The organism is Hyphomicrobiales bacterium, assembly GCA_002869065.1.
GTDB lineage: Bacteria > Pseudomonadota > Alphaproteobacteria > Rhizobiales > Rhodobiaceae > Rhodobium.
In genome coordinates this window covers 474,435-495,636 of record PKTR01000001.1, presented here as the reverse complement: position 1 = coordinate 495,636, position 21,202 = coordinate 474,435, and the positions used below count along the sequence as shown (strand labels likewise).

9 protein-coding genes and 3 tRNA genes are annotated in these 21,202 nt (G+C 61.2%); 4 read left to right on the top strand and 8 right to left on the bottom strand.

The genetic code is table 11. The annotated features are described in order from the left end of the window. The first annotated feature begins 29 nt into the window (after positions 1–29). On the top strand, positions 30–1,439 hold the full coding sequence (gene glnA / locus C0606_02180) for a type I glutamate--ammonia ligase (GenBank protein ID PLX39354.1): 1,410 nt from the start codon (positions 30–32) through the stop codon (positions 1,437–1,439). A 142-nt stretch (positions 1,440–1,581) separates the two neighbouring features. Here the strand turns inward: glnA and C0606_02175 are convergent, their stop codons facing one another. The 4 genes from C0606_02175 to C0606_02160 form a co-directional block, all read right to left on the bottom strand. Continuing rightward, positions 1,582–4,362 (bottom strand): valine--tRNA ligase, encoded by a 2,781-nt coding sequence (locus C0606_02175; protein PLX39353.1) that lies wholly within the window; start codon positions 4,360–4,362, stop codon positions 1,582–1,584. Between the two features lie 177 nt (positions 4,363–4,539). Further along, positions 4,540–5,232, bottom strand: coding sequence for a DUF2497 domain-containing protein (locus C0606_02170; GenBank protein ID PLX39352.1), 693 nt, complete (start codon positions 5,230–5,232; stop codon positions 4,540–4,542). Between the two features lie 300 nt (positions 5,233–5,532). Continuing rightward, positions 5,533–6,900 (bottom strand): type I secretion protein TolC, encoded by a 1,368-nt coding sequence (locus tag C0606_02165; protein PLX39351.1) that lies wholly within the window; start codon positions 6,898–6,900, stop codon positions 5,533–5,535. A gap of 212 nt (positions 6,901–7,112) precedes the next feature. Continuing rightward, positions 7,113–7,778 carry a protein-L-isoaspartate O-methyltransferase gene (locus C0606_02160; protein PLX39350.1) on the bottom strand — a complete coding sequence of 222 codons (666 nt, stop codon included), beginning with the start codon at positions 7,776–7,778 and terminating at the stop codon, positions 7,113–7,115. 536 nt (positions 7,779–8,314) lie between these two features. On the opposite strand from C0606_02160, the gene C0606_02155 reads away from it, so the two are divergent. Continuing rightward, a tRNA-Cys gene (locus tag C0606_02155) sits at positions 8,315–8,388 on the top strand. 245 nt (positions 8,389–8,633) lie between these two features. Here C0606_02155 and C0606_02150 read toward each other — a convergent pair. Next, positions 8,634–9,191 carry a bifunctional adenosylcobinamide kinase/adenosylcobinamide-phosphate guanylyltransferase gene (locus tag C0606_02150; protein PLX39349.1) on the bottom strand — a complete coding sequence of 186 codons (558 nt, stop codon included), beginning with the start codon at positions 9,189–9,191 and terminating at the stop codon, positions 8,634–8,636. Between the two features lie 236 nt (positions 9,192–9,427). Beyond that, on the bottom strand, positions 9,428–9,700 hold the full coding sequence (locus tag C0606_02145; GenBank protein ID PLX39348.1) for a hypothetical protein: 273 nt from the start codon (positions 9,698–9,700) through the stop codon (positions 9,428–9,430). A gap of 186 nt (positions 9,701–9,886) precedes the next feature. Here C0606_02145 and C0606_02140 point away from each other — a divergent pair. Together C0606_02140 and C0606_02135 are read left to right on the top strand one after the other, a co-directional pair. Beyond that, positions 9,887–9,962 (top strand) — tRNA-Asn (locus C0606_02140). A 75-nt stretch (positions 9,963–10,037) separates the two neighbouring features. Further along, positions 10,038–10,111 (top strand) — tRNA-Gln (locus tag C0606_02135). Between the two features lie 201 nt (positions 10,112–10,312). Here C0606_02135 and C0606_02130 read toward each other — a convergent pair. Both C0606_02130 and C0606_02125 read right to left on the bottom strand, forming a co-directional pair. Then, entirely contained in the window at positions 10,313–10,726 is a 414-nt protein-coding gene (locus tag C0606_02130; GenBank protein PLX39347.1) for a hypothetical protein, read from the bottom strand. 473 nt (positions 10,727–11,199) lie between these two features. After that, positions 11,200–20,721, bottom strand: coding sequence for a hypothetical protein (locus C0606_02125; protein PLX39346.1), 9,522 nt, complete (start codon positions 20,719–20,721; stop codon positions 11,200–11,202). Positions 20,722–21,202: the final 481 nt, after the last annotated feature.

Here is a 21,202-nt window from a genome sequence, read left to right as displayed (position 1 = left end):
CAACTCCCTTAAAGATAGAGGATCACAATATGACCACTGCCAGTGATGTCCTGAAGAGAATCAAAGACGACGACGTCAAGTACGTGGACGTCCGCTTCACCGATCCGCGCGGCAAGATGCAGCATCTGACCATGGATGCCGGCATGATCGACGAAGACGCCTTCGCCGAAGGCATCATGTTCGACGGCTCCTCGATCGCCGGCTGGAAGGCGATCAACGAGTCCGACATGACGCTGATGATGGATCCGGAATCGGCCCACATGGACCCGTTCTTCGGCCAGTCCACCATGGCGATCTTCTGCGACATTCTCGATCCGGGCACCGGCGAGGGCTACAACCGCGACCCGCGCATGACCGCCAAGCGCGCTGAAGCCTACCTGAAGTCGACCGGCATCGGCGACACCATCTCGTTCGGTCCGGAAGCCGAATTCTTCGTCTTCGACGACGTCCGCTTCTCGGTCGACCCGTATGACACCGGCTTCCAGCTCGACTCGATCGAACTGCCGTCGAACATGGGTTCGGAATACGACAGCGGCAACCTCGGCCACCGTCCGCGCACCAAGGGCGGCTACTTCCCGGTCCCGCCGATCGACTCCGCACAGGACATGCGCTCCGAGATGCTCTCGGTGATGGCCGAGATGGGCGTCACGGTCGAAAAGCACCACCACGAAGTGGCGGCTGCCCAGCACGAACTCGGCATGATGTTCAACACCATGACCTTCATGGCCGACCAGATGCAGATCTACAAGTACGTCGTCCATCAGGTTGCCAACGCCTATGGCAAGTCCGCTACCTTCATGCCGAAGCCGGTCTATGGCGACAACGGCACGGGCATGCACTGCCACCAGTCGATCTGGAAGGAAGGCAAGCCGGTCTTCGCCGGTAACCAGTACGCCGACCTGTCGGAAGACTGCCTGTACTACATCGGCGGCATCCTGAAGCACGCCAAGTCGCTCAACGCCTTCACCAACCCGTCGACGAACTCCTACAAGCGTCTCGTCCCGGGCTACGAGGCTCCGGTGCTCCTCGCCTACTCGGCTCGCAACCGTTCGGCTTCCTGCCGTATCCCGTTCGCGACCTCGCCGAAAGCCAAGCGCATCGAGATCCGCTTCCCGGATCCGGCGGCGAACCCGTACCTGGCCTTCACCGCCATGCTGATGGCCGGCCTCGACGGCATCAAGAACAAGATCCATCCGGGCGATCCGATGGACAAGAACCTCTACGACCTGCCGGCGGCAGAGCTGCAGGAGATCCCGACGGTTGCGGCCTCGCTGCGTGAAGCCCTCGAGAGCCTCGATGCCGACCGCGAGTACCTCAAGGCCGGCGGCGTCTTCGACGACGACCAGATCGACGCGTATATCGAGCTGAAGATGGAAGAAGTCATCCGCTACGATCACACGCCGCACCCGGTCGAGTTCGACATGTACTACTCGGTCTAATCCGTCTCACCGGATCCGACCTCAAACACCGGAAAGCCGGGGCAGCGATGCCCCGGCTTTTCTTTTTGGTGTGCAGACAATGAAAAAGGGCCGGGAAAGTCCCCGGCCCTTTTTGATCAGTCAGCGTATTGCGGCTTCGGCGTCAGCCGAGTTCGGCGAGCCGGCTCAGGGCCTGCTCGACCTTCTCCTTGCGCTGCAGGGCTTCATCGCGCTTCTCGCGTTCGGCCTCGACCACCTCGTCGGGCGCCTTGGCGAGAAACTGCTCGTTCGACAGCTTCTTGTCGATGCGCGCGACGTCCTTCTCGATCTTGTCGATCTCCTTGGCGAGGCGACCGCGCTCGGCATCGAGGTCGATGACACCGGCAAGCGTCAGGCAGGCGGTCATGTCGCCAACGACGATCTGCGCGGTGCCCTTCGGTGCGGCATCGGCGAGGTCGATAGGCTTGACGCGGGCGAGCCGCTCAAGTGCCGCGCGGTGGGTTTCCAGACGCGCCCTGATGGTGTCATCGGCACCGACCAGGGTCAGCGGCACTTCGGCGCCCGGCGGCACGTTCATTTCGGCACGAACCGAGCGCACCGCACCAATCATGTCGACCAGCCAGTTGATCTCGTCCGCCGCGCCGGTGTCCTCGATATCGAAGTCCGGCCAGGACGCGTGAATGAGCATGGTCTCGCGCGCCGGACCGTTCTCGCCGGTGCGCTGCCACAGCTCTTCGGTGATGAACGGCATGAACGGGTGCAGCATGACGAGGATGCGGTCGAGCACCCAGGCGGTCGTTGCCCGCGTCTCGGCCTTCGCCGCCTCGTCCTCGCCACCGAAGATCGGCTTGGCGAGTTCCAGGTGCCAGTCGCAGAAGGTGTTCCAGACGAAGCGGTAGAGCGCGCCGGCCGCCTCGTTGAAGCGATAGGTGTCGAGTGCTTCGGTGACGGCCTTTGCGGTACGCGCGGTCTCGACCACGATCCAACGATTGACAGTGCCGGTGACGGCCTTCGGGTCGAAGTCGGCGGTGCGCGCGCACTCGTTCATTTCGGCAAAGCGCGCCGCGTTCCACAGCTTGGTCGCGAAATTGCGATAACCTGCAACGCGCGAAGCGGCGAGCTTGATATCGCGGCCTTGTGCGGCCATGGCGGCGAGCGTGAAACGCACCGCGTCGGCGCCATACTCGTCGATCAGTTCGAGCGGGTCGATGACGTTGCCCTTCGACTTCGACATCTTGGCGCCCTTCTCGTCGCGAACGAGGGCGTGGATGTAGACCGTGTGGAACGGCTCTTCCTTCATGAAGTGAAGGCCCATCATCATCATCCGGGCGACCCAGAAGAAGATGATGTCGAAGCCGGTGACCAGCACGTCTGTCTGGTAGTAGCGCGCGAGTTCCGGCGTCTTGTCCGGCCAGCCGAGCGTCGAAAACGGCCACAGCGCGGACGATAACCAGGTGTCGAGCACGTCCTCGTCGCGGTAGAGCGAGATGGTGTCGCCGCCCTTGCCGTCGGTCTCTTTCCATTCGGCGAGCGCGGTTTCGCGGTCGGTGACGGCAACCGGCTTGCCGAAGTGCTCGGCGGCAGCCTTCAGCGCCGCTTCCTCGGCACGCTCGACGAACACCGCGCCATCCGGGCCGTACCAGGCCGGGATCTGGTGACCCCACCAGAGCTGGCGCGAGATGCACCAGGGCTGGATGTTCTCCATCCACTCGAAATAGGTCTTTTCCCAGTTCTTCGGCACGAAGGTCGTACGGCCCTCGCGCACCGACGCGATCGCCGGCTTGGCGAGCGTGTTGGCGTCGACATACCACTGGTCGGTCAGGAACGGTTCGATCGGCACGCCGCCACGGTCGCCATGCGGCACCATGTGGGTGTGATCCTCGATCTGATCGAGCAGGCCGCGCTCGTCCATCATCTCGACGATCCGCTTGCGGGCGGTGAAACGATCGATGCCGTCGAGCGTCAACGTCTCGTTCAGCTCGTCGGACGGGGTGACGCCGCGCAGCATGTCCTCGTTGCCGGCGAGGAACATGTTGGCTTCCTCGTCGAGCACGTTGATCATCGGCAGATCGTGGCGCTTGCCGACCTCGAAGTCGTTGAAGTCGTGCGCCGGCGTGATCTTCACCGCGCCCGAGCCGGTCTCGGGATCGGCGTACTCGTCGCCGACGATCGGGATGCGGCGGCCGACCAGCGGCAGCACGACATGCTTGCCGATCAGGTCCTTGTAGCGCTCGTCATCGGGGTGAACCGCGACGGCGGTGTCGCCGAGCATGGTCTCGGGGCGGGTCGTCGCAACGATGATGTAGCGGCCCTCCTCGCCCTCGATCGGGTAGCGGAAGTGCCAGAGATGGCCCTTGGTCTCGATCTGCTGCACTTCGAGATCGGAAATCGCGGTGTGCAGTTTCGGATCCCAGTTAACGAGGCGCTTGTCCTTGTAAATCAGCCCCTCGTGGAACAGGGTCACGAAAACTTCGAGCACGGCCCGCGACAGGCCCTCATCCATGGTGAAACGTTCGCGGCTCCAGTCGCAGGAGGCGCCAAGGCGTTTCAGCTGGTTGATGATGGTGCCGCCGGATTCGGCCTTCCACTCCCAGACACGGTCGACAAAGGCGTTGCGGCCCATATCGCGGCGGCCGGGAAGCTGGCGCTCCATCAGCTGGCGTTCGACGACCATCTGGGTGGCGATGCCGGCGTGATCGGTACCGGGCTGCCACAACACGTCGCGGCCGCGCATGCGCTGCATGCGGACCAGGATGTCCTGCAGCGTGTTGTTGAGCGCGTGGCCCATATGCAGCGAGCCGGTTACGTTCGGCGGCGGAATGACGATGCAGTAGGCGTCTTCGCCTTCCTTGGCGGCGGCGGCGGCGCGAAACGCGGCCGTGTCTTCCCATTCGGCGTAAATCCGCGGCTCAACGGCCGCTGCATCGTAGGTCTTGTCGAGCATGAAATTTCTTCCGGCAGTCGTGTCGATCGTCCGTCGCGCTGGTAAAGCGCTTGGCCGCGAACAAGTCAACATGAGGAAGGGCAGGAAACGGCCAAATGCCGAGCAGACAGGCCGTTTTTGCCTGCGCCGTGGACGAAAAGCCGCGTATTGCGAGGGTCCACCGCGATCGCTGTGCGATCAGCGGCCGCGCGAGACGCGTTCGATTTCCTGACGGACCAAGCGCTCGACGAGCGTCGGCAAATTGTCATCGAGCCAGGTCTTGAGCATCGGCCGCAGCATCTCGCGCACGAGGTCCTCGAGTGTGCGGGCGTTGTTCGACAGGATGGTATTGGCCAGGTTGGCGAATGCGGCCGAAGCGGCAGCATCGCTCTGCGCGGACAACAGCTGTTCGCCGTCGACGACCTCGTCGATAACCGCATCCATCGCGGCTTCGATGATCGGCTCTTCCGCGACAACCGGCTCCGGTTCGGGCTCGGGTTCCGGCTCGGCGAACGCAATATCGGATTCGTCCGGCGTCATGTCGAGATCGTCCTCAACCGCCAGATCTTCGGTCAGGTCGAGCACATCCTCGCCACCGGAATCGTCACCGCCGTCGCCGTCGAACAGCGCGTCGAGGTCGTCCTGCGACATCGGTTCTTCGGCGGCCGGCTCAGGAGCATCAAAAAGCGCGTCGAGATCGTCTTGCGACATCGGCTCTTCGGCCGCGGGCTCGGGCGCATCAAAAAGCGCGTCGAGATCGTCCTGGGACATCTCCTCCTTGGCATCGGCCTTTGCCGCGCCACCGTCAGCATCATCATCGGAAATGATCCGGCGGATAGAAGCCAGGATCTCTTCCATCGATGGCTCTTGATCCTGGTTGACGTTGGCCATTGCCTTCCTCGTGCGTGCGTCAAATGACGGGGAATCGCCGGACGCGGAGACGATTCGCTTCATGGAATACTATACCGCGCCAACTCTTGAAGGAATCCCGCGAAGGCGTTGGTACACAGTATTCGCGCACCAAGGCGGCAACGAACGGAAATACTGAGAAAACCGGGCGTGTGATTACGCAACGTCGTTGTAAAACGGCGAGAAAACCAGAGCCGGCGAACAAAACGGCGCCGGCAATGCCGTGGCGCCGTGTTCTTCAGCGGCAAGTGCCAGCCGCTATCGCTGCAACGGGTTCAGGTCTCAGCGACCGTCCGGCGTACGCAGGCCGAACCATTTGTCCTCGACCTTCTCGTAGTGCTCTTTCGGATTGTAGTACCTGACCGACAGGCCGAGATGGTTGGCCGACAGCCGGCCCGACGCCGACAGAAGATTGTACGCGGCGACGATGCGGTCGCGTTCCGCCGTCACCAGCGAGACGCGGGCATCAACCAGCTCGCGCTGCGAATCGAGGACATCGAGAGTCGTACGCTGGCCGACCTTCTGTTCTTCCAGAACGCCGTTCAGGGCGATCTGCGAGGCGGCAACCTGCGCGCGCGCTGCAATGATCGAGGCTTCGGCGGCCTGATGCGAACCCCATGCGGCAACGACGGCGGCACGCACCTGATCGCGCAGGACGTCGGCCTGCAGGCGGGCATAGCCGAGGTCTTCCTTCGCCTGACGGACCCGCGCCGAGACGCCACCGCCCTGATACAGCGGAATGGTCACTCGGCCGGTGATAGAACCGCTTTGAATGCGGCTCGCGGTCGACAGCGAATTGGAGTTGTTGTTGCGGTGTTCGACGCCGGCTTCGAGCGTGACGGTCGGCAGCAGCTCACCCTCGATGACCTTGGCGTTGTAGATCGCCGCATCGATGTTGTGGGTGGCGGCCAGAACGGCGGGATGACCGCCAAGACCGGATTCCAGCGCGCCGTTCAGCGACCGCGGCAGCCAGTTTTCGTTGATTGCGCGGCGGGTCGCGAGCGACGCCGGCTTGACGCCGACGACCTGCTCGAAAATAGCGCGGCTGGCGTTGACATTGGCCATGGCGAGGTTGAGCGCCGACTGGGCGGCGCTGCGGCGGGCCTCGGCCTGCGAAACGTCGGTTCGGGTGCCCTCGCCCACGTCGAAACGATCGCGCGCGGCCTGGACCTGCTGAACAAGGAACTCCAGATCGCTGCGGCGAAGATTGACGATCGCGGTGTCGCGAATGACGTTCATGAACGCCGCAGCGGCGTCGAGCAAGACATCCTGCTCGGTGCTGCGCAGCGACTGGCGCTGGGCTTGAACGGCCGACTTCGCCTGCTTGATCGAGTTCTGCGTGCGATAGCCGCGGAACAGCGTTTGCTGCAGGGTCAGGCCAATGCCGAAGGATTCGGTGTGGATGTTGCCGGAAAGCGGCGAGTAGTAGCGCTGCGCGGAGGTATCGACCGAGCCGAAGATCTGCGGCCGTCCCGCGGACTTCGCCAGCGGCACGTTCTCGTCGACCGAACGCAACTGCGCGCGGGCCGAATTCAACGTCGGATTGTTGCTGTAGGCCGCCTCAAGCGCGTCTTTCAGGGAAAAGGCCGAAGCAGGCATAGCCATCCCGACGACCATCCCGATCGCTATCGCAACTCGAGCATACCGCATCACAACGTCACCCACCTCATTCGGCTCAGCCCGGTACGCACGACCGTGCTGGTCCTGAAAAACAAGCCGGCATCATAGAGAAGCGCCGGAGACTTCGGAACACACGTTCCCTGCACAAACCGCATTTGCCCGTGTGGTGCGGCGTCCATGCAACAACGCCGCAACACCATCTGGTTCGCCGGCAGAGAAACCACCGCCGGCGCCGGCACGTCCTAGAAAACGAATTCCGGTTCTTTGCTGAAGCCCGGCAAGGGCTTGACGGACGCGTTGAACGCCGCGCGCCCGGGCGCTTCGTCGCCGCTGCGGATGTAGAGCACCGCGGTTGCCGCGTTGCCATGCCCTTCGACGGCGATCAGACGGCCACCGTCTTTCAGCTGCTCCAGCAGAGCCGCCGGCAAGGCCTCGACCGCGCCTTCGACGAGAATGACGTCATACGGCGCTTCCTGCTTCCAGCCGTCCTGCAGCGGCCCCTCGACAACGGCGACATTGTCGAAGCCGAGATCGACGAGGACCTGGCTGGCCGTCGCGGCGAGGTCCGCATCGCTTTCCAGCGCCACGACCGAGCTTGCCATCTTGGCGAGTACGGCTGCCGAATAACCGGTGCCGCAACCGATTACGAGAACGATGTCGTCGGGGGCCACCTCAACGGTCTTCACCATCTTGGCGAACAGGGCCGGCTTCATCAGGAAGCGATCGGCCGCACCATTGCCGTTGAGAGCGAGATCTTCATCGATGTAGGCGAGCGGCCGCTTGCCGACCGGCACGAAGGATTCCCGCGGCACCGCGCCCATGGCGTCCAGCACCTCGGGTGTGTTGACATCGAAAGTGCGAAGCTGGTTGTCCACCATCTTCGTGCGAGCCGTGGCAAAATCGACCATTCTCTCCCTCACCGGCTTGAAGGCTTGCGGACTAAAGGCACGCGATAGACCACGGTGCGGTGCAGTACCACCTTCGCCGCAGCGCAGCCTTAACCGTTCATTAACGACCGGGCCGGGCTGTGGCAAGGGCTGTGGAGCGCTTCGTGAACACGGCATCGGCGACCCGACGGCACGAGCACAGACCATGGCGCGCCATTTGTTTCTCCCTGTCTCGGGATCCTCGCCAGGGCGCGCCGCGAGTGTCGGGGATTCGCGGTCCGGCCGCGTCGGCCCGCGCTGCCATGATGACACCGATGCCGACACCGAAGCGCAACATCTTCGCGCGGAAATCGGCGGCCCGCACGACGAAAAACGCTCACTCATGAAAGGATGCGTTTTGTCGTCACATGCGGCTGTAACGTGCAAACCATTGTGGTCCGAGGTTTTTCCTTTCTTTGCCAATACAGTCCGTAAACGGCAAAAAAACCGGAACTGCCGCCCCTCGGTAGAACACGGTGTTGACAACGTCGGGTAACTGGTTGATATGACGCCGCGAAGGCCACGTGGCGGAGTGGTGACGCAGCGGACTGCAAATCCGTATACCCCGGTTCGATTCCGGGCGTGGCCTCCATAATTTTCCCCGACATTCGACATCCGATTTTCGCGCCGACCGTGTGCGCGTCTTTCGGGATTCCCGTTATCCGGCGCAGCGTTCCGCGACGCCGATCACCGCTATCCAGCTGACAAGTCGTGTGAAGCGAGCTCTTGCACGGGCTCCCACGCCGGCATGGTCGGGCGGCTGGGCCCTACCGGGAGCACTTTGCGTCACCGGGCGTTACTTTGCGTCACCGGGCATTTCTGGGCGCCCGTGATGGTTTACAGCCGGATTTCCTCGCGCTGCGGTTTCAGCAGCAACGGCTGGCCGGCGACCACGAGGACTACCCGCTCGCACGCCTCGGCAAGCGCCTGATTCAACCTGCCCTGCATGTCGCGGAACGAGCGCGCCAGAGCATTCGCCGGGACGATGCCCGAGCCGAGTTCGTTGGAAACGAAGACGACGGCCGCATCGAGGCGGGGAATGAGGTCGACAAGAGCCGCAACCTCCCTTTCGACGTCGCGCTCATTCATAGACAGGTTCGACAGCCACAACGTCACGCAGTCGACGAGAACCGCCCTGCCCGCAACCGCTTCCCGGGCAAGCGCCGACACCAGCTCGAGCGGCTCTTCGACGGTCAGCCAGTTATCGTCGCGTCGCGCCCGATGGCGCGCGATGCGGTCCGCCATCTCCCCATCGCCAGGCGTGGCGGTGGCGAGGTAAACGCGTTCGCGCCCAGAATCAGCGACGAGACGTTCGGCGAATCGGCTCTTTCCCGAACGGGCACCCCCAACGACAAGGACGCTTGCTGTTTCTCGGGGGGGATGGTCGTTCGACATCGCTCTACCGTTCGAAGAGAAAAGGCGCGCCCTGCCGGGAATCGCATGGTGCGCATGGCGGACGGACCGCCTGCGCGTTTCATCGCCATAGCCCGAAGACGTCAGGCGAACCGCCACGAAAAACCTGTTAGCGCGCGCCCGAGAACGAGGCAAGCAATGACCCACACAGGGATCGGTAGCGCAAAACGCCGCCGCGGCGGTCTTATATCAGGGCCGTCGGCACGACCGTTCGCACGTCACTTGTTGGAAACGGCCCGAGATTCGTTCGTCGGCACCTTGCCGTTTGCCCGGCGGCGTTTCTCCCACCAGACCTCAACCCGGCGGCGCAGACGCCGCACCGGAGCGAGATCAACCGAGAGCACGAGAACGCCGAGCGGAATCATCCAGAAGCCGAGCACCGGAAGGAAGCCAAGCAGACCGCCCAGGATCAGCGAAAAGCCGATGATCATCCTCACCATACGCGATGCCGGCAGTTTCACGGTGGTGTTTCTGAAGCGGATCTTCGACATCACTTTCCCAAACTTGGCCGGTGAATTTCACGGGTGACCTGCGATCCCGCCGATATGGGGGCGAAATGCGGCGAAACCAGCGCCGGCTCATCGATTTTCAATCGCAGGCAGAAAAAACGCAAAACGGGCTTGGCAAGGCCAACTTCGATTTGATATACGGCGTCACCGATCGGTAACGCGATCTGTTCCCCGGTAGCTCAGTTGGTAGAGCAAGCGGCTGTTAACCGCTGGGTCGCTGGTTCGAGTCCGGCCCGGGGAGCCACTCTTTCCTCTCAGGAAGATGGCACTGCGCATGACGACCAAGTCAGCGTGCATCACGCTTCGCGCATGAAGGTGATGGGGAATAGTTTAACGGTAGAACAGCGGACTCTGACTCCGTCGGTCCTGGTTCGAATCCAGGTTCCCCAGCCAACTTTCTTCAAGACCTTAGCCGAATTTCTTCAATCGATACTTCCGCCAAAACGCTTGGCACACCGCGCACACACTGTGTGTGAGCGTACGGCCCCACTGAATTGTGTGAGCGTACGGCCCTGCTGCGTTCGCATCGCACCCCGATCCGGCCCCGTATCGGGCCGGAGGGCGTGTGTGCTGCATCGCCCGATGAACGAGACGTCAGAGGAAATCGCTGATATCGAAGATTGTCGCGCTATCGCCGAACTTGATCAGCTCGATATCGGTCAGGATTGCGGAATCCGTTCCATTGGTATGCGCGACGCTGATGGACGTGCCGCCGGGCAGCGAGACGATGAAATAGTCGGCCGCATCACCCGCGAACACCGCAAGATCGGTGCCCGCGCCGCCGTCCAGCGTATCGTCGGTGCCCGGCCCTCCGGCGAGCGTATCGTCGCCAGACCCGCCGACGAGCGAGTCCTGCCCCGCGCCGCCAAACAGTACGTCGTTGTCAGCGTTTCCGAAAAGAGTGTCGCTGCCATCGCCCCCTAAAATTCTATCAAATCCATCGAACCCAAAGGCCCTATCGTCGCCGGCATAGGCTAGGATCCGATCGTTCGTCGCGGTACCTTTCAAGCGATCGGGCCGCTAAGTACCAAGGACGTTAGGCATAACGTCAATCCTTTAGCTGCCGACTCTTTTGCTTGTGCGCCGAATTTTTTCGTCGCGTGGCAAGACGTAAATGATGTTTTTTTCACAATGACAGAATGTCTATCTGATAAATACCTGCTCGCCACAAAATTATAGACGATCTCCACTCGCTAACGGGATTACCAAGCGAGGATCTTGAGGATTATTATACTTTCTGAACCGCAATAAAAACGTGCGCCTTTTCTTTGCCGGCAGGGCGTGACACCGTTTCCACCGTGTCGCCGTCAACGCATCCGGATGCAGCGGGAGAAGCACCAGCCCGCGCCGCGACGGGCCCGAGGCGACACGTTGTTCGTGTCGAGGTCAGGAAATGGCGTGCAGCCGCGCCAGCGGCCTGTTCGACGCGACGTGGCGCTCCGGCTGGCGGCCGCGCTCACCGGCCCTATGACCCGCAAGGCTCAAATCAGGAAATCATCGGCGTCGAGTGTGTGCCCGGCCAACCCGACGAGTACGATCGCGTCGGCGCCCAAATCGATCACAAGATGCCCGTGAACGGTACTGCGGATCTCCAGATCGGCGAACTCGTCGACACCTGACATCTGCCGCAGGTCGATTATGTCTTCACCGAGTGTGAAGTCGGCGATCCGGTCGCGTCCGAATCCATCGGAAAAGACGAAGCGATCGGATCCCTCTCCGCCGAACAGCCGATTGCCGCCGGTTCCGCCGCGCAGGACATCGTTGCCGGCGCCGCCGCGCAGAACATCGCTGCCGGACCCACCGTTCAGGAAATCGTCGCCGGTCCCGCCGCGCAGGACGTCGTTGTCATTCCCTCCGTACAGCCGGTCGGCTCCAAATCCTCCGTCGAGCCTATCCCCACCTGCGCCGCCGCTCAGGGTATCGTTACCGAGATTGCCGTTCAGCGAGTCGGCTCCGGCACCCCCGATCAGCTTGTCGTTGCCCGCGCCGCCGCTCAGGGTGTCGGCATCAGCGCCGCCCCTCAGCGTGTCAGCGCCACCACCGCCAAACAGGCTGTCCGCACCGGTGCCGCCAAAGAGCGTATCGGCTCCGCCGCCGCCGCCGAGCGTGTCGGAGTCGGCGCCGCCGCGCAGTTCGTCGCTGCCGGTGCCGCCCAAAATACGGTCCTGCCCCCCGGCGCCAACAAGCGTATCGTCGCCGTCCAACCCAAGCAGGTTGTCATTCCCGCCAAGCCCGGTCTCAACGTCATCGCCGTCGGTTCCGGAAATCGGCTCGACAGGATCGATGGGATCGATCGTCAGCGTGAACGTCGTTCTGACCGTACCGCCATTGCCATCGTCGGCGACGACGGCGATCTCATACTCGCCCGCGGCGGCGTCTTCCGGCGTGCCGCTAAAGGTCCGCCCGTCGAAAACAAGCCATGATGGCAGCGAGGCCCCGCCCGCGAGCGTCGCGGAGACAGTCAGCGTATCGCCATCGATATCCGAGAACGTTCCCGCCGGAACCACGAAAGACAGCGCCTGCCCCGCCGTGCCTGTGCGGTCGTCGATGTCAGCGTCGACCACCGGGGCGTCGTTCTCGCCGTTGATCGTGACCGTCACCGTAGCCGTGTCTGTCCCGCCGTTGCCGTCGGAGACGATGTAAGTGAAGGAATCCGTTGCAGATTCACCGGTGCCGAGGCCCTCGAACCGACCGTTCGGATCGTAGGCGAAGGTGCCATCGGCGTTGAGCGTCAGCAGCGCGCCCGACGACAAGGCAATCCGGTTGCCAACGCTTGCCGCTCTACCATTGACCGCGGTGACGGTCAGGCTGTCATTTGCGTCCGGATCGCTGTCGACGCCGTTGCCATTGTCCGCAAAGACGTTGCCGGAAACGGCCGTGCCCTCGTCCGTCGAGATGACGTCGTCCTGCGCCGTGGGGGCGTGATTTACATCGGCGACTGCCACAGTGAAGGTCTCGGAATAGGTCAGGCCGGCGCCGTCGGTCACCTCGACCGTGATATCGAGGGTTGGGTGGCTGTCGAAGTCGAGCAACGATCCGTCGGCGACGGTGAGCCTGCCGTCATTGTCGATCGTGAACGCGCCACCGGCATTGTCGAGCATCGCAAAGCTGTGGCTGTCGTCCTGATCCGGATCGGTGACGCTGATCGTCCCTACCAGAGTGCCCGTAGCGGCGTTCTCGTCGACCGATGCGACGTCGAGCGTCATATCCGCAGGCGCGTCGTGGATGACCTCGTCGGCGGTCTGGATGGCATCGTCAAAAACGAACCGCTCTACGTTCAGGACCGTGTCGATATCGCCGCTCACGATATGCTCAACAAGGACTGCAGACCCGGACGTACTGACCCGGTAGTCGCCGCGATTGCCCGAGAAAGACGCCGTGTCGGTTCCACTGCCACCGTTCAGTGAATCGGAGCCGCTGTCGCCGACAAGGGTGTCGTTGCCGGTTCCGCCGTCGAGCGTATCATTCCCCTCACCGCCATAGAGGGCGTCATTGTCGGCACCGGAACGCAGCGAGTCGGCGCCGGCAGCGCCGTAAAACATATCATCGCCAACGTTGCCCCTAAGCGTGTCGTCCCCGTCGGTGCCGACCAGCAGTTCGCCGACCACGTCGTTGATGGAAATTGTCAGGGTCTCGGAATAGGTCAGGCCAGAGCTGTCCGTAACCTCGACTGTGATGTCGAGGGAGCCATAATACGTCTCGAAGTCGAGCGCAGACCCGTCGGCGACCCAGAGCGTGCCGTCGCTGCCGATTGTGAACGCGCCACCGGCATCGTCGAGCAACGTGAAGCTGTGGCTGTCGCCCTCGTCCGGATCGCTAACACTGATCGTCCCGACAAGGGTGCCCGTCGCGGTGTTCTCGTCGAGCGACGTCACATCGAGCGTGAGATCGTACGGTGAATTGAAGAGGGCGACCTCATCGACCGTCTGAACGGTATCCGCGAACTCGAAAATCTCGAAATTCGTGAAATGATCTACGACACCGCTCGCATGGCGTGTAACGAGAAACCATTCGCCGGATTGTTCGACACTGTAGTCGGCGCGATTTCCAGAAAAATAGATTCTGTCGACACCTGCACCGCCGTCGATGGTGTCTGAGTAGGAACCCACCGGGAAAACAGCCGTTCCGTCCTCGGAAACGTAGCCAAATTCGTCCAAGACGAAGTCGTCGTTGCCACTTCCGCTCGTTATGTCGAATATCTCGAATCCGAAGGCTTCAACGTGGTCTTCTTCCACTCCGTCAAGGACTTGCGCCGTGGCACGCGAGGTACTGTATCCATCCCAACGGGCATTGACGAAAAACACGACCGTTTCTACCTGATGCGACCAATCGACAATTAGCGTATCGACACCTTCATTCGCGAAAAACCAGTCGTCGCCGCCCGAGCTGGACATGGTGTCATCGCCATAACCGGACATGACATAGAAGTCATCGTGTGTTCCGAAATCGGTGAAGCTGCTGTCTTCGTATACTGAGAGCCCGAGGTTGGTCACGGCCTCGATGTTTCTCACGACCGTTCCGTTTGAGAAGGTTTGACCTTCGGCCGAAGAAACCAGGGCCATATCGACGTGAATGCCGACGCCATCTTCCCAGTCTGAACCGCGCTTCCACGTGTCGATGCCAGCGCCACCGTCGAGCGTATCGCCAGATTCGTATCCCTGCAGCGTATCGTTGCCTTCGAGACCCAATACGAGGAGATTGCCAAATTGGCTTGTTAGAAAGTCATCGCCGTTGGTTCCCACAATGCGTTCCGAGACACCCGAAATCGTGACCGTCGTCGTCGCGGTGTCTGTCCCGCCGTTGCCGTCGGAGACGGTGTAAGTGAAGGAATCCGTTGCGGACTCACCGGTGCCGAGGCCCTCGAACCGACCGTTCGGATCGTAGGCGAAGGTGCCGTCGGCGTTGAGCGTCAGCAGCGCGCCCGATGCGAGCGTAGTCTGGCTACCGATGTCGGCCGCATTGCCATTGACCCCGGTGACGGTCAGGCTGTCATTGGCGTCGGGATCGCTGTCGGCGCCATTGCCATTGTCGGCGAAGACATTGCCAGTAACGGCCGTGTCCTCGTCCGTCGTGATGGCGTCGTCCTGCGCCGTCGGCGCGTCGTTCTCACCGTTGATCGTGACCGTCGCCGTCGCCGTGTCTGCGCCGCCATTGCCGTCGGAGACGGTGTAACTGAAGGAATCCGTTGCGGTTTCTCCGGCGCCAAGGCTTCCGAACTGACCGTTCGGGTTGTAGTCGAAGGTTCCGTCGGCGTTGAGGGTCAGAAGCGCGCCCGATGCGAGCGTAGTCTGGCTGCCGATGTCGGCCGCATTGCCATTGATGTGCGTGACGGCCAGGCTGTCATTGGTGTCGGGATCGTTGTCGGCGCCATTGCCATTGTCGGCGAAGACATTGCCGGTAACGGCTGTATCTTCGTCCGTCGTGATGGCGTCGTCATTGGCAACAGGAGCCTCATTCAGACCCGCGATCGTGACTGTCGCCGTCGCGGTGTCCGCTCCACCATTTCCATCTGAGACCGTGTAGCTGAAGGTATCGGTAGCCGTTTCGCCGTCTTTCAGGTCCTCGAACTGCCCGTTCGGGTCGTAGTCGAAGGTCCCATCGGCGTTAAGTATCAGCAGCGCGCCCGATGCGAGTGTAACCTGGCTGCCGACACTGGCCGCTTCACCGTTGACCTCGGAAACCCTCAGAATGTCACTGGCATCCGGATCGCTGTCGGCACCGTTTCCATTTTCCGACAAAACATTGCCGGTTACCGCCGTGTCCTCGTCCGTCGTGATGGCGTCGTCATTGGCAACAGGAGCGTCGTTTTCGCCGTTGATCGTGACCGTCGCCGTCGCCGTGTCTGTCCCGCCGTTGCCGTCGGAAATCGTATAGACGAATGAATCTGTTGTGGAATCCCCGACCCCAAGACTCTCGAACTGGCCGTTCGGATCGTAGTAAATGTCGCCATTCGTAATGATCGTGAGCAGCGCGCCCGAGGCGAGCGTGACTTCGCTGCCGACGCCTACCGTGCCGCCGTTGATTTCGACAACGTGAATGTAGTCATGGTTGGGGTCGGTATCCACAATACCGCTCTCCCAACCTTCGATGACGTTCTCTATGAACGCGGTGTTCTCGCGGGTCCAAAATTCGTCATCATATGCTGTCGGCGCATCGTTGATCCCGTTCACCCAGAAGCTCGCGTAGCCTGTGGCGGTCGCGCCATGGCTATCGGCGATCGTGTAGGAAATGCTCTCATCGTAAAAATGGCCGGCGCCGAGGTCGTCAAACTGACCGTTCGGATCATAGACAAAGGTGCCGTCGGCATTGAGGGTCAGCAACGCGCCTGAATGCAGCGTAATCTGGCTACCAACGTTAGCGACCTGGTGGTCAACCTCGATGACGCTGATGCTATCGCCGTCGAGATCAGTGTCGGAGCGACGCATGCCAGCGCCCACTATGACGTTATCGGCAACGATCGTTTCGGCGTCCGTTTTAAAACCGTCGTTATAGGCGTACGGCGCAGTATTCACCCCATCAATGGTCAAATTGACTGTTGCGGTGTCGGTGCCGCCGTTACCGTCGGAGATCGTGTAAGTGAAACTGTCGGAAGAGGTTTCCCCTTCCGGCGTGCTCAAGAAAGCGCCGTTGGAATCGTAGTCGAAGCTGCCATCGGCGTTGAGCGTGAGGTAGGCGCCGGACGGCAGGATGACGCGATCGCCAACGCTATCCGTTTCGCCATTGACCGCCACAACGCTGATAGCATCGCCGTTGGGGTCGCTGTCTGCGCCACAGGCATTGTCCGTCAAGACATTGCCGCTGACGGCGGTGAGTTCATCGGTCGAAATGGCATCGTCATTCGCGATTGGCGCATCCGATGCCGAGATGATGTCGACATTCATCACTGCGGTGACAGACTGGCCGGCATCGCCGTTGTCGTTGAACGTCCAGCGGATGGCAACGCTTCCTGCCCCGTCGCTCGCGGTATTCGCGTAGGTGATGCGCTGCATCACATCTTCGACGGTTGCCTGGGTGGGGATTGCGCCATTGGCATTGGTGAAATCGATCTGCAGCGCGCCGTCGGCGTTGCTGATCGTGGCGACAACAGCGCCTGCGGCCTCGAGCGTATCGCCGTTCACCGTGAACAGCGGCGAGCCGGACATGTCGAAGCCGAACACATCTTCGACGTCTGCGCCGCCGTCGCAGGCAAGCGTCAGACGCGCGCCGCCATAGTCGCCGTCGCCATTGTTCAGTCCGTCGAGTTCCGCATCTGAAACCGTGGCATCGGGATTAAGTATGATCGGCTCGGCGCCGGAGGTATAAAACGCGTTCGCATCATCAACCGAGGAAGCGGCAACGGATGACATTATTCGGACGCTGCCCGCATTCTCCCCGTTGGTGTCGTCGCCCGGGTATCCAAGGACCAAATCGCCATACCCGTCACCATTGATGTCGCCGAGGCCAGCAAGAGAATATCCAAAGGAGTCGTGTGGATATTCGCCTTCGAAGGAGAACAGCTCCTCGCCGGTGGCTCCAGAGAAAACCCTGACAACACTGTGGTTTCCGACCTCGCCCTCTATGGTCGTGAAAATGTAATTGTTTGCGGCGAAATCCGCGCAACCGTCGCCGTCGATATCACCCAGAGCAACAACGGTGTCGCCAAGGAATTCCGTACCGGAAGCGCCGCCGACAGTGTAAAGCGTCTCACCGGTCGCGCCGGAAATGACAAAAACGCTTCCCGAGCCAGAGCCGTTGCTGTCGTCGCCCGGCGCGCCAGCGATCAGATCGGTGACCCCGTCGCCGTTGACATCACCGAGTTCGGCAACCGATTGACCAATGCCATCGTAGGCATCGCCAGAGAGTTCGTAGATGGCATCGCCGGTGGCGCCGGATATGACCTGTACCAGTCCCGCATTATACCAGCGATCGCTATACCAAGGCGCACCAATGATCAGGTCGGCATGTCCATCGGCATCGACATCTCCTGCGCCCGCCACGGAATACCCCAAGTGAGAGCCCGAGTAACTGTCGTCCCAAGCCTCATAGCCGTAAAATGTATAGAGAATCTCGCCGGTAGCGCCGGAAAAGACCTTCGCCATTCCCGATTCATCGCCTGTGTAGTCTGCTGAATATGCGCCGACGATAACATCGTCATATCCGTCGCCATCGACGTCACCGGCGCCCGCCACGGCTGATCCGAACTCGGGATAGTAGCCGTATTCGTGGACCGTGAAGAGCGTCTCGCCGGTCGCGCCAGAGATCACCTGCGCCGCGCCGGTATCTTCGCCGTTCGTATCGTCGCCCGGGATGCCGATGATGATGTCGGCATAGCCGTCGCCGTTTACATCACCAGCGCCGGCGACCGATATGCCAAGACGTTCCCATTCACCACCGCCGTAAAAGGTGTACAGAGTTTCGCCTGAGCCGCCGGAAACAACACGAGCGCTCCCCGAATTGTTTCCGTATTCGTCGCTTGCAGCGCCGATCACGAGATCGGCATAACCGTCCCCGTCGACGTCGCCGGCTGATGCGACGGAAATGCCGAGCCCCTCCCCTCCGATCTCACCGTTAATAACCGCAGTTTCAGCAAACCCCTGAAAGCTGTCAAAGGTGGGCGCATCGTTGGTTCCGGCAACCGAAATCGTCACGGTGGCGGTGTCCGTCCCACCGGTCTCGTCGGACACGGTGTAGGTAAAGCTGTCCGTGCCGGTCTGCCCTTCCGACAACGCATCAAAGGCACCGTTGGCATCGTAGGCGAACGTTCCATCGGCCTCGACGGTCAGCAGTGCGCCCGATGGCAGCACGAGGTGGCTCGCCGAACCTCCTTTCACCGCCGTCACTGTCAACGCTTCCCCGTCGGCATCGAGGTCCGCGCCGGCACCATTGTCAACGAAGAGATTGCCGTTCACCGACCCGTTCTGCGCGATGGAGAACTGGTCGTCTTCGGCATTCGGCGCCTGGTCGAGATGCACTGTCGTCGAACCGGTCACCGAGGCGCCGGAAGCGCCGTCATCATTGAATGTCCAACTGATTTCGATGCTGACGAGCGACTCGTCCGATGCGTTCTCATAGCTGATGCGCTGCATGACATCGGCAACGATCGCGCTGGTCGGAATGGACCCGTTGGTGCTGGTGAAATCGATCTGCAGCGTACCGTCAGCTTCGCTGATGGTCGCGACCGCGTTGCCGTCGACTTCGAGAACATTGCCGTTGACGATGAAGAGCGGCAAACCTGATGTGTCGAAACTGAAATCATCGTCAGCATTCGCCCCACCCTCACGGGCAAGGGTCAGGCGCGCACCACTATAGTCACCATCGCCATTGTTGAGGGCATCGAGCTCGGCATCGGAGACCGTTGCATCGGCATCAAGTACGACCGCCCGACCGCCCTGCGCATACACCACATCGGCATCGACCGACGAGCCGCTGATCGAGGTTATAAGCCGGGCGCTTCCGCCCTTTTCGCCATCATCGTCCCACGGTGCCCCGACGATCAGATCTGCAAACCCGTCTCCGTTTACGTCGCCGGCACCGGCGACAGCCCAGCCGAAATGATCGTACGGGTCTTCACCATTGAAGGTGTACAACACTTCTCCGGTGGCACTCGAAACAACGAACGCCTGCCCTGAGCCGCTCCAATTGTCGTTGCTATAAGGGACGCCAATGATCAGATCGGCGCGACCATCACCGTCGACATCGCCGGCATTTGCGATGACTTTGCCATAGGCGTCCCGAGCATCGCTACCATCGATAGTGTTGATGACCTCCCCGGTCGCACCAGAAACCAAGCTTATTCTTCCAGAACTACTCGCGTTGTTGTCGTCATACGGCGCGCCAATGGCGAGATCGTCGCGTCCGTCGCCATCAAGATCGCCCATATTCGCGATGGTGTAGCCGAACCGATCGCCGATATCGTCGCCATAAACCGAATAAAGTACTTCGCCAGTGGCACCCGAGAACACCTCGACCGTCCCGGAATAATCGCCGTTTTCGGTGTCCTTCGGCGAGCCGATGGCAAAATCGGCATAACCGTCATCATTAACGTCGCCCAGCCCGGCAACCGAAAAACCCAATTCCACTCCGACCGTTTCTGTGTAGTCGGAGGCCATGTAGGTATAGCCATCGTAGGAATAGAGCGTCTCACCGGTTGCGCCGGAAACGACCTGAACGCTGCCCGCATCTGTCCCATTGCTGCGATCGTTCGGCGTACCGATGATCACATCGGCGATGCCGTCACCGTCGACATCGCCGGCCGAAGCAACGGAGTATCCGAAATAGCGGGAGTCGGAATCGCCAAAGATGGTTCTGAGAGTCTCGCCGGTCGCGCCGGAAACAATCTTCACAGTGCTGTAGGAACCGACAATCAGATCATCATGGCCGTCATTGTCGATGTCAGTGGCAGATGCGACGGAGTAGCCAACGTAACGTTCATTTCCGTCGCGAACCAATGTGAAAAGCGTCTCGCCGGTCGCGCCGGACACGACATGAGCGCTGCCCGCGTACGGTTCGCCAATGATGACATCGTCGAAGCCATCGTTGTCGACGTCGCCGGCACTCGCGACCGACCAGCCAAAGCGATCGGTGGCAGTGTCCCCGCCGAGCGTCGTATCGGTGAAGCCGCTCTGCACGTTGAAACTGGGAGCGTCGTTTTTGTCTGCGACCGTCACGGTAACGCTCGCCGTGTCAGTCCCACCATTTCCGTCGGATATTGAATAGGTGAAACTGTCGGTACCGGCCGCGCCCTCGGGAATGCCCTCAAAGGCGCCATTGGGATCGTAGGCAAACGTGCTATCGGCATTGAGGGTTAGCAGCGCGCCTGATGCGAGCGTGATCTGGCTGCCAACATCCGCGCTTTGACCATTGACCGAGACGACTGTGAAGCTATCCCCGTCAGCATCGGTATCGGCACCGAAGCCATTGTCCTCGAGCACATTCCCGTTGAACGCAACATCTTCAATTGTTTCGAAGGAGTCGTCTTCAGCGGAAGGTTGGGTGTTGCCGCTCAAACCAATTATCTCGGTCATGCCTACCCTCGCCGCATCCCGATAATTCCAATATTCCAGCTCCGCCAGGCGCGCGAAGACGGGTCGATAATGTGCATTCAGGGCTTGTATTATTGATTCTCTTATTTCTTCAGATTGTGTCTGAATGTGTTAACGAGTCGTCAACATTTGCAATCCTCACGCGCAATTGGTGGAAGAAAGCCAGCGGCTGCGACAACGTGTCAGGCGCGCCGCAGAAAGCTTGAGTCAAAGGGCACAATTCAGCCATGAACGCGAAGCAAAGCCGTCGCTCTTCCGCGCTGCCGCGGGCCTGCGGACAACAATCCTAAATTGTCCTCTTGCTGTGCCGGTCACCGTTAAACGACGGGCAAGTCGCGACAAGCTTCGCGTTGCGTATTGGAGCCGAAATGCTGGACGTGTTGTTGCCGGCGTCCCGGTTGCAACCAGACGCGCCTATGCCGCCAGGCAGCGGCAAACGCAGGGTGGAGGTCCTGCGTTCAAT

Bases quoted from the DNA above. Each gene is read 5' to 3' on its own strand.
- C0606_02125 (PLX39346.1), bottom strand. From the start codon at position 20,721: ATGACCGAGATAATTGGTTTGAGCGGCAACACCCAACCTTCCGCTGAA.
- glnA (PLX39354.1), top strand. From the start codon at position 30: ATGACCACTGCCAGTGATGTCCTGAAGAGAATCAAAGACGACGACGTC.
- C0606_02160 (PLX39350.1), bottom strand. From the start codon at position 7,778: ATGGTCGATTTTGCCACGGCTCGCACGAAGATGGTGGACAACCAGCTT.
- C0606_02165 (PLX39351.1), bottom strand. From the start codon at position 6,900: ATGCGGTATGCTCGAGTTGCGATAGCGATCGGGATGGTCGTCGGGATG.
- C0606_02170 (PLX39352.1), bottom strand. From the start codon at position 5,232: ATGGCCAACGTCAACCAGGATCAAGAGCCATCGATGGAAGAGATCCTG.
- C0606_02175 (PLX39353.1), bottom strand. From the start codon at position 4,362: ATGCTCGACAAGACCTACGATGCAGCGGCCGTTGAGCCGCGGATTTAC.
- C0606_02145 (PLX39348.1), bottom strand. From the start codon at position 9,700: ATGTCGAAGATCCGCTTCAGAAACACCACCGTGAAACTGCCGGCATCG.
- C0606_02150 (PLX39349.1), bottom strand. From the start codon at position 9,191: ATGTCGAACGACCATCCCCCCCGAGAAACAGCAAGCGTCCTTGTCGTT.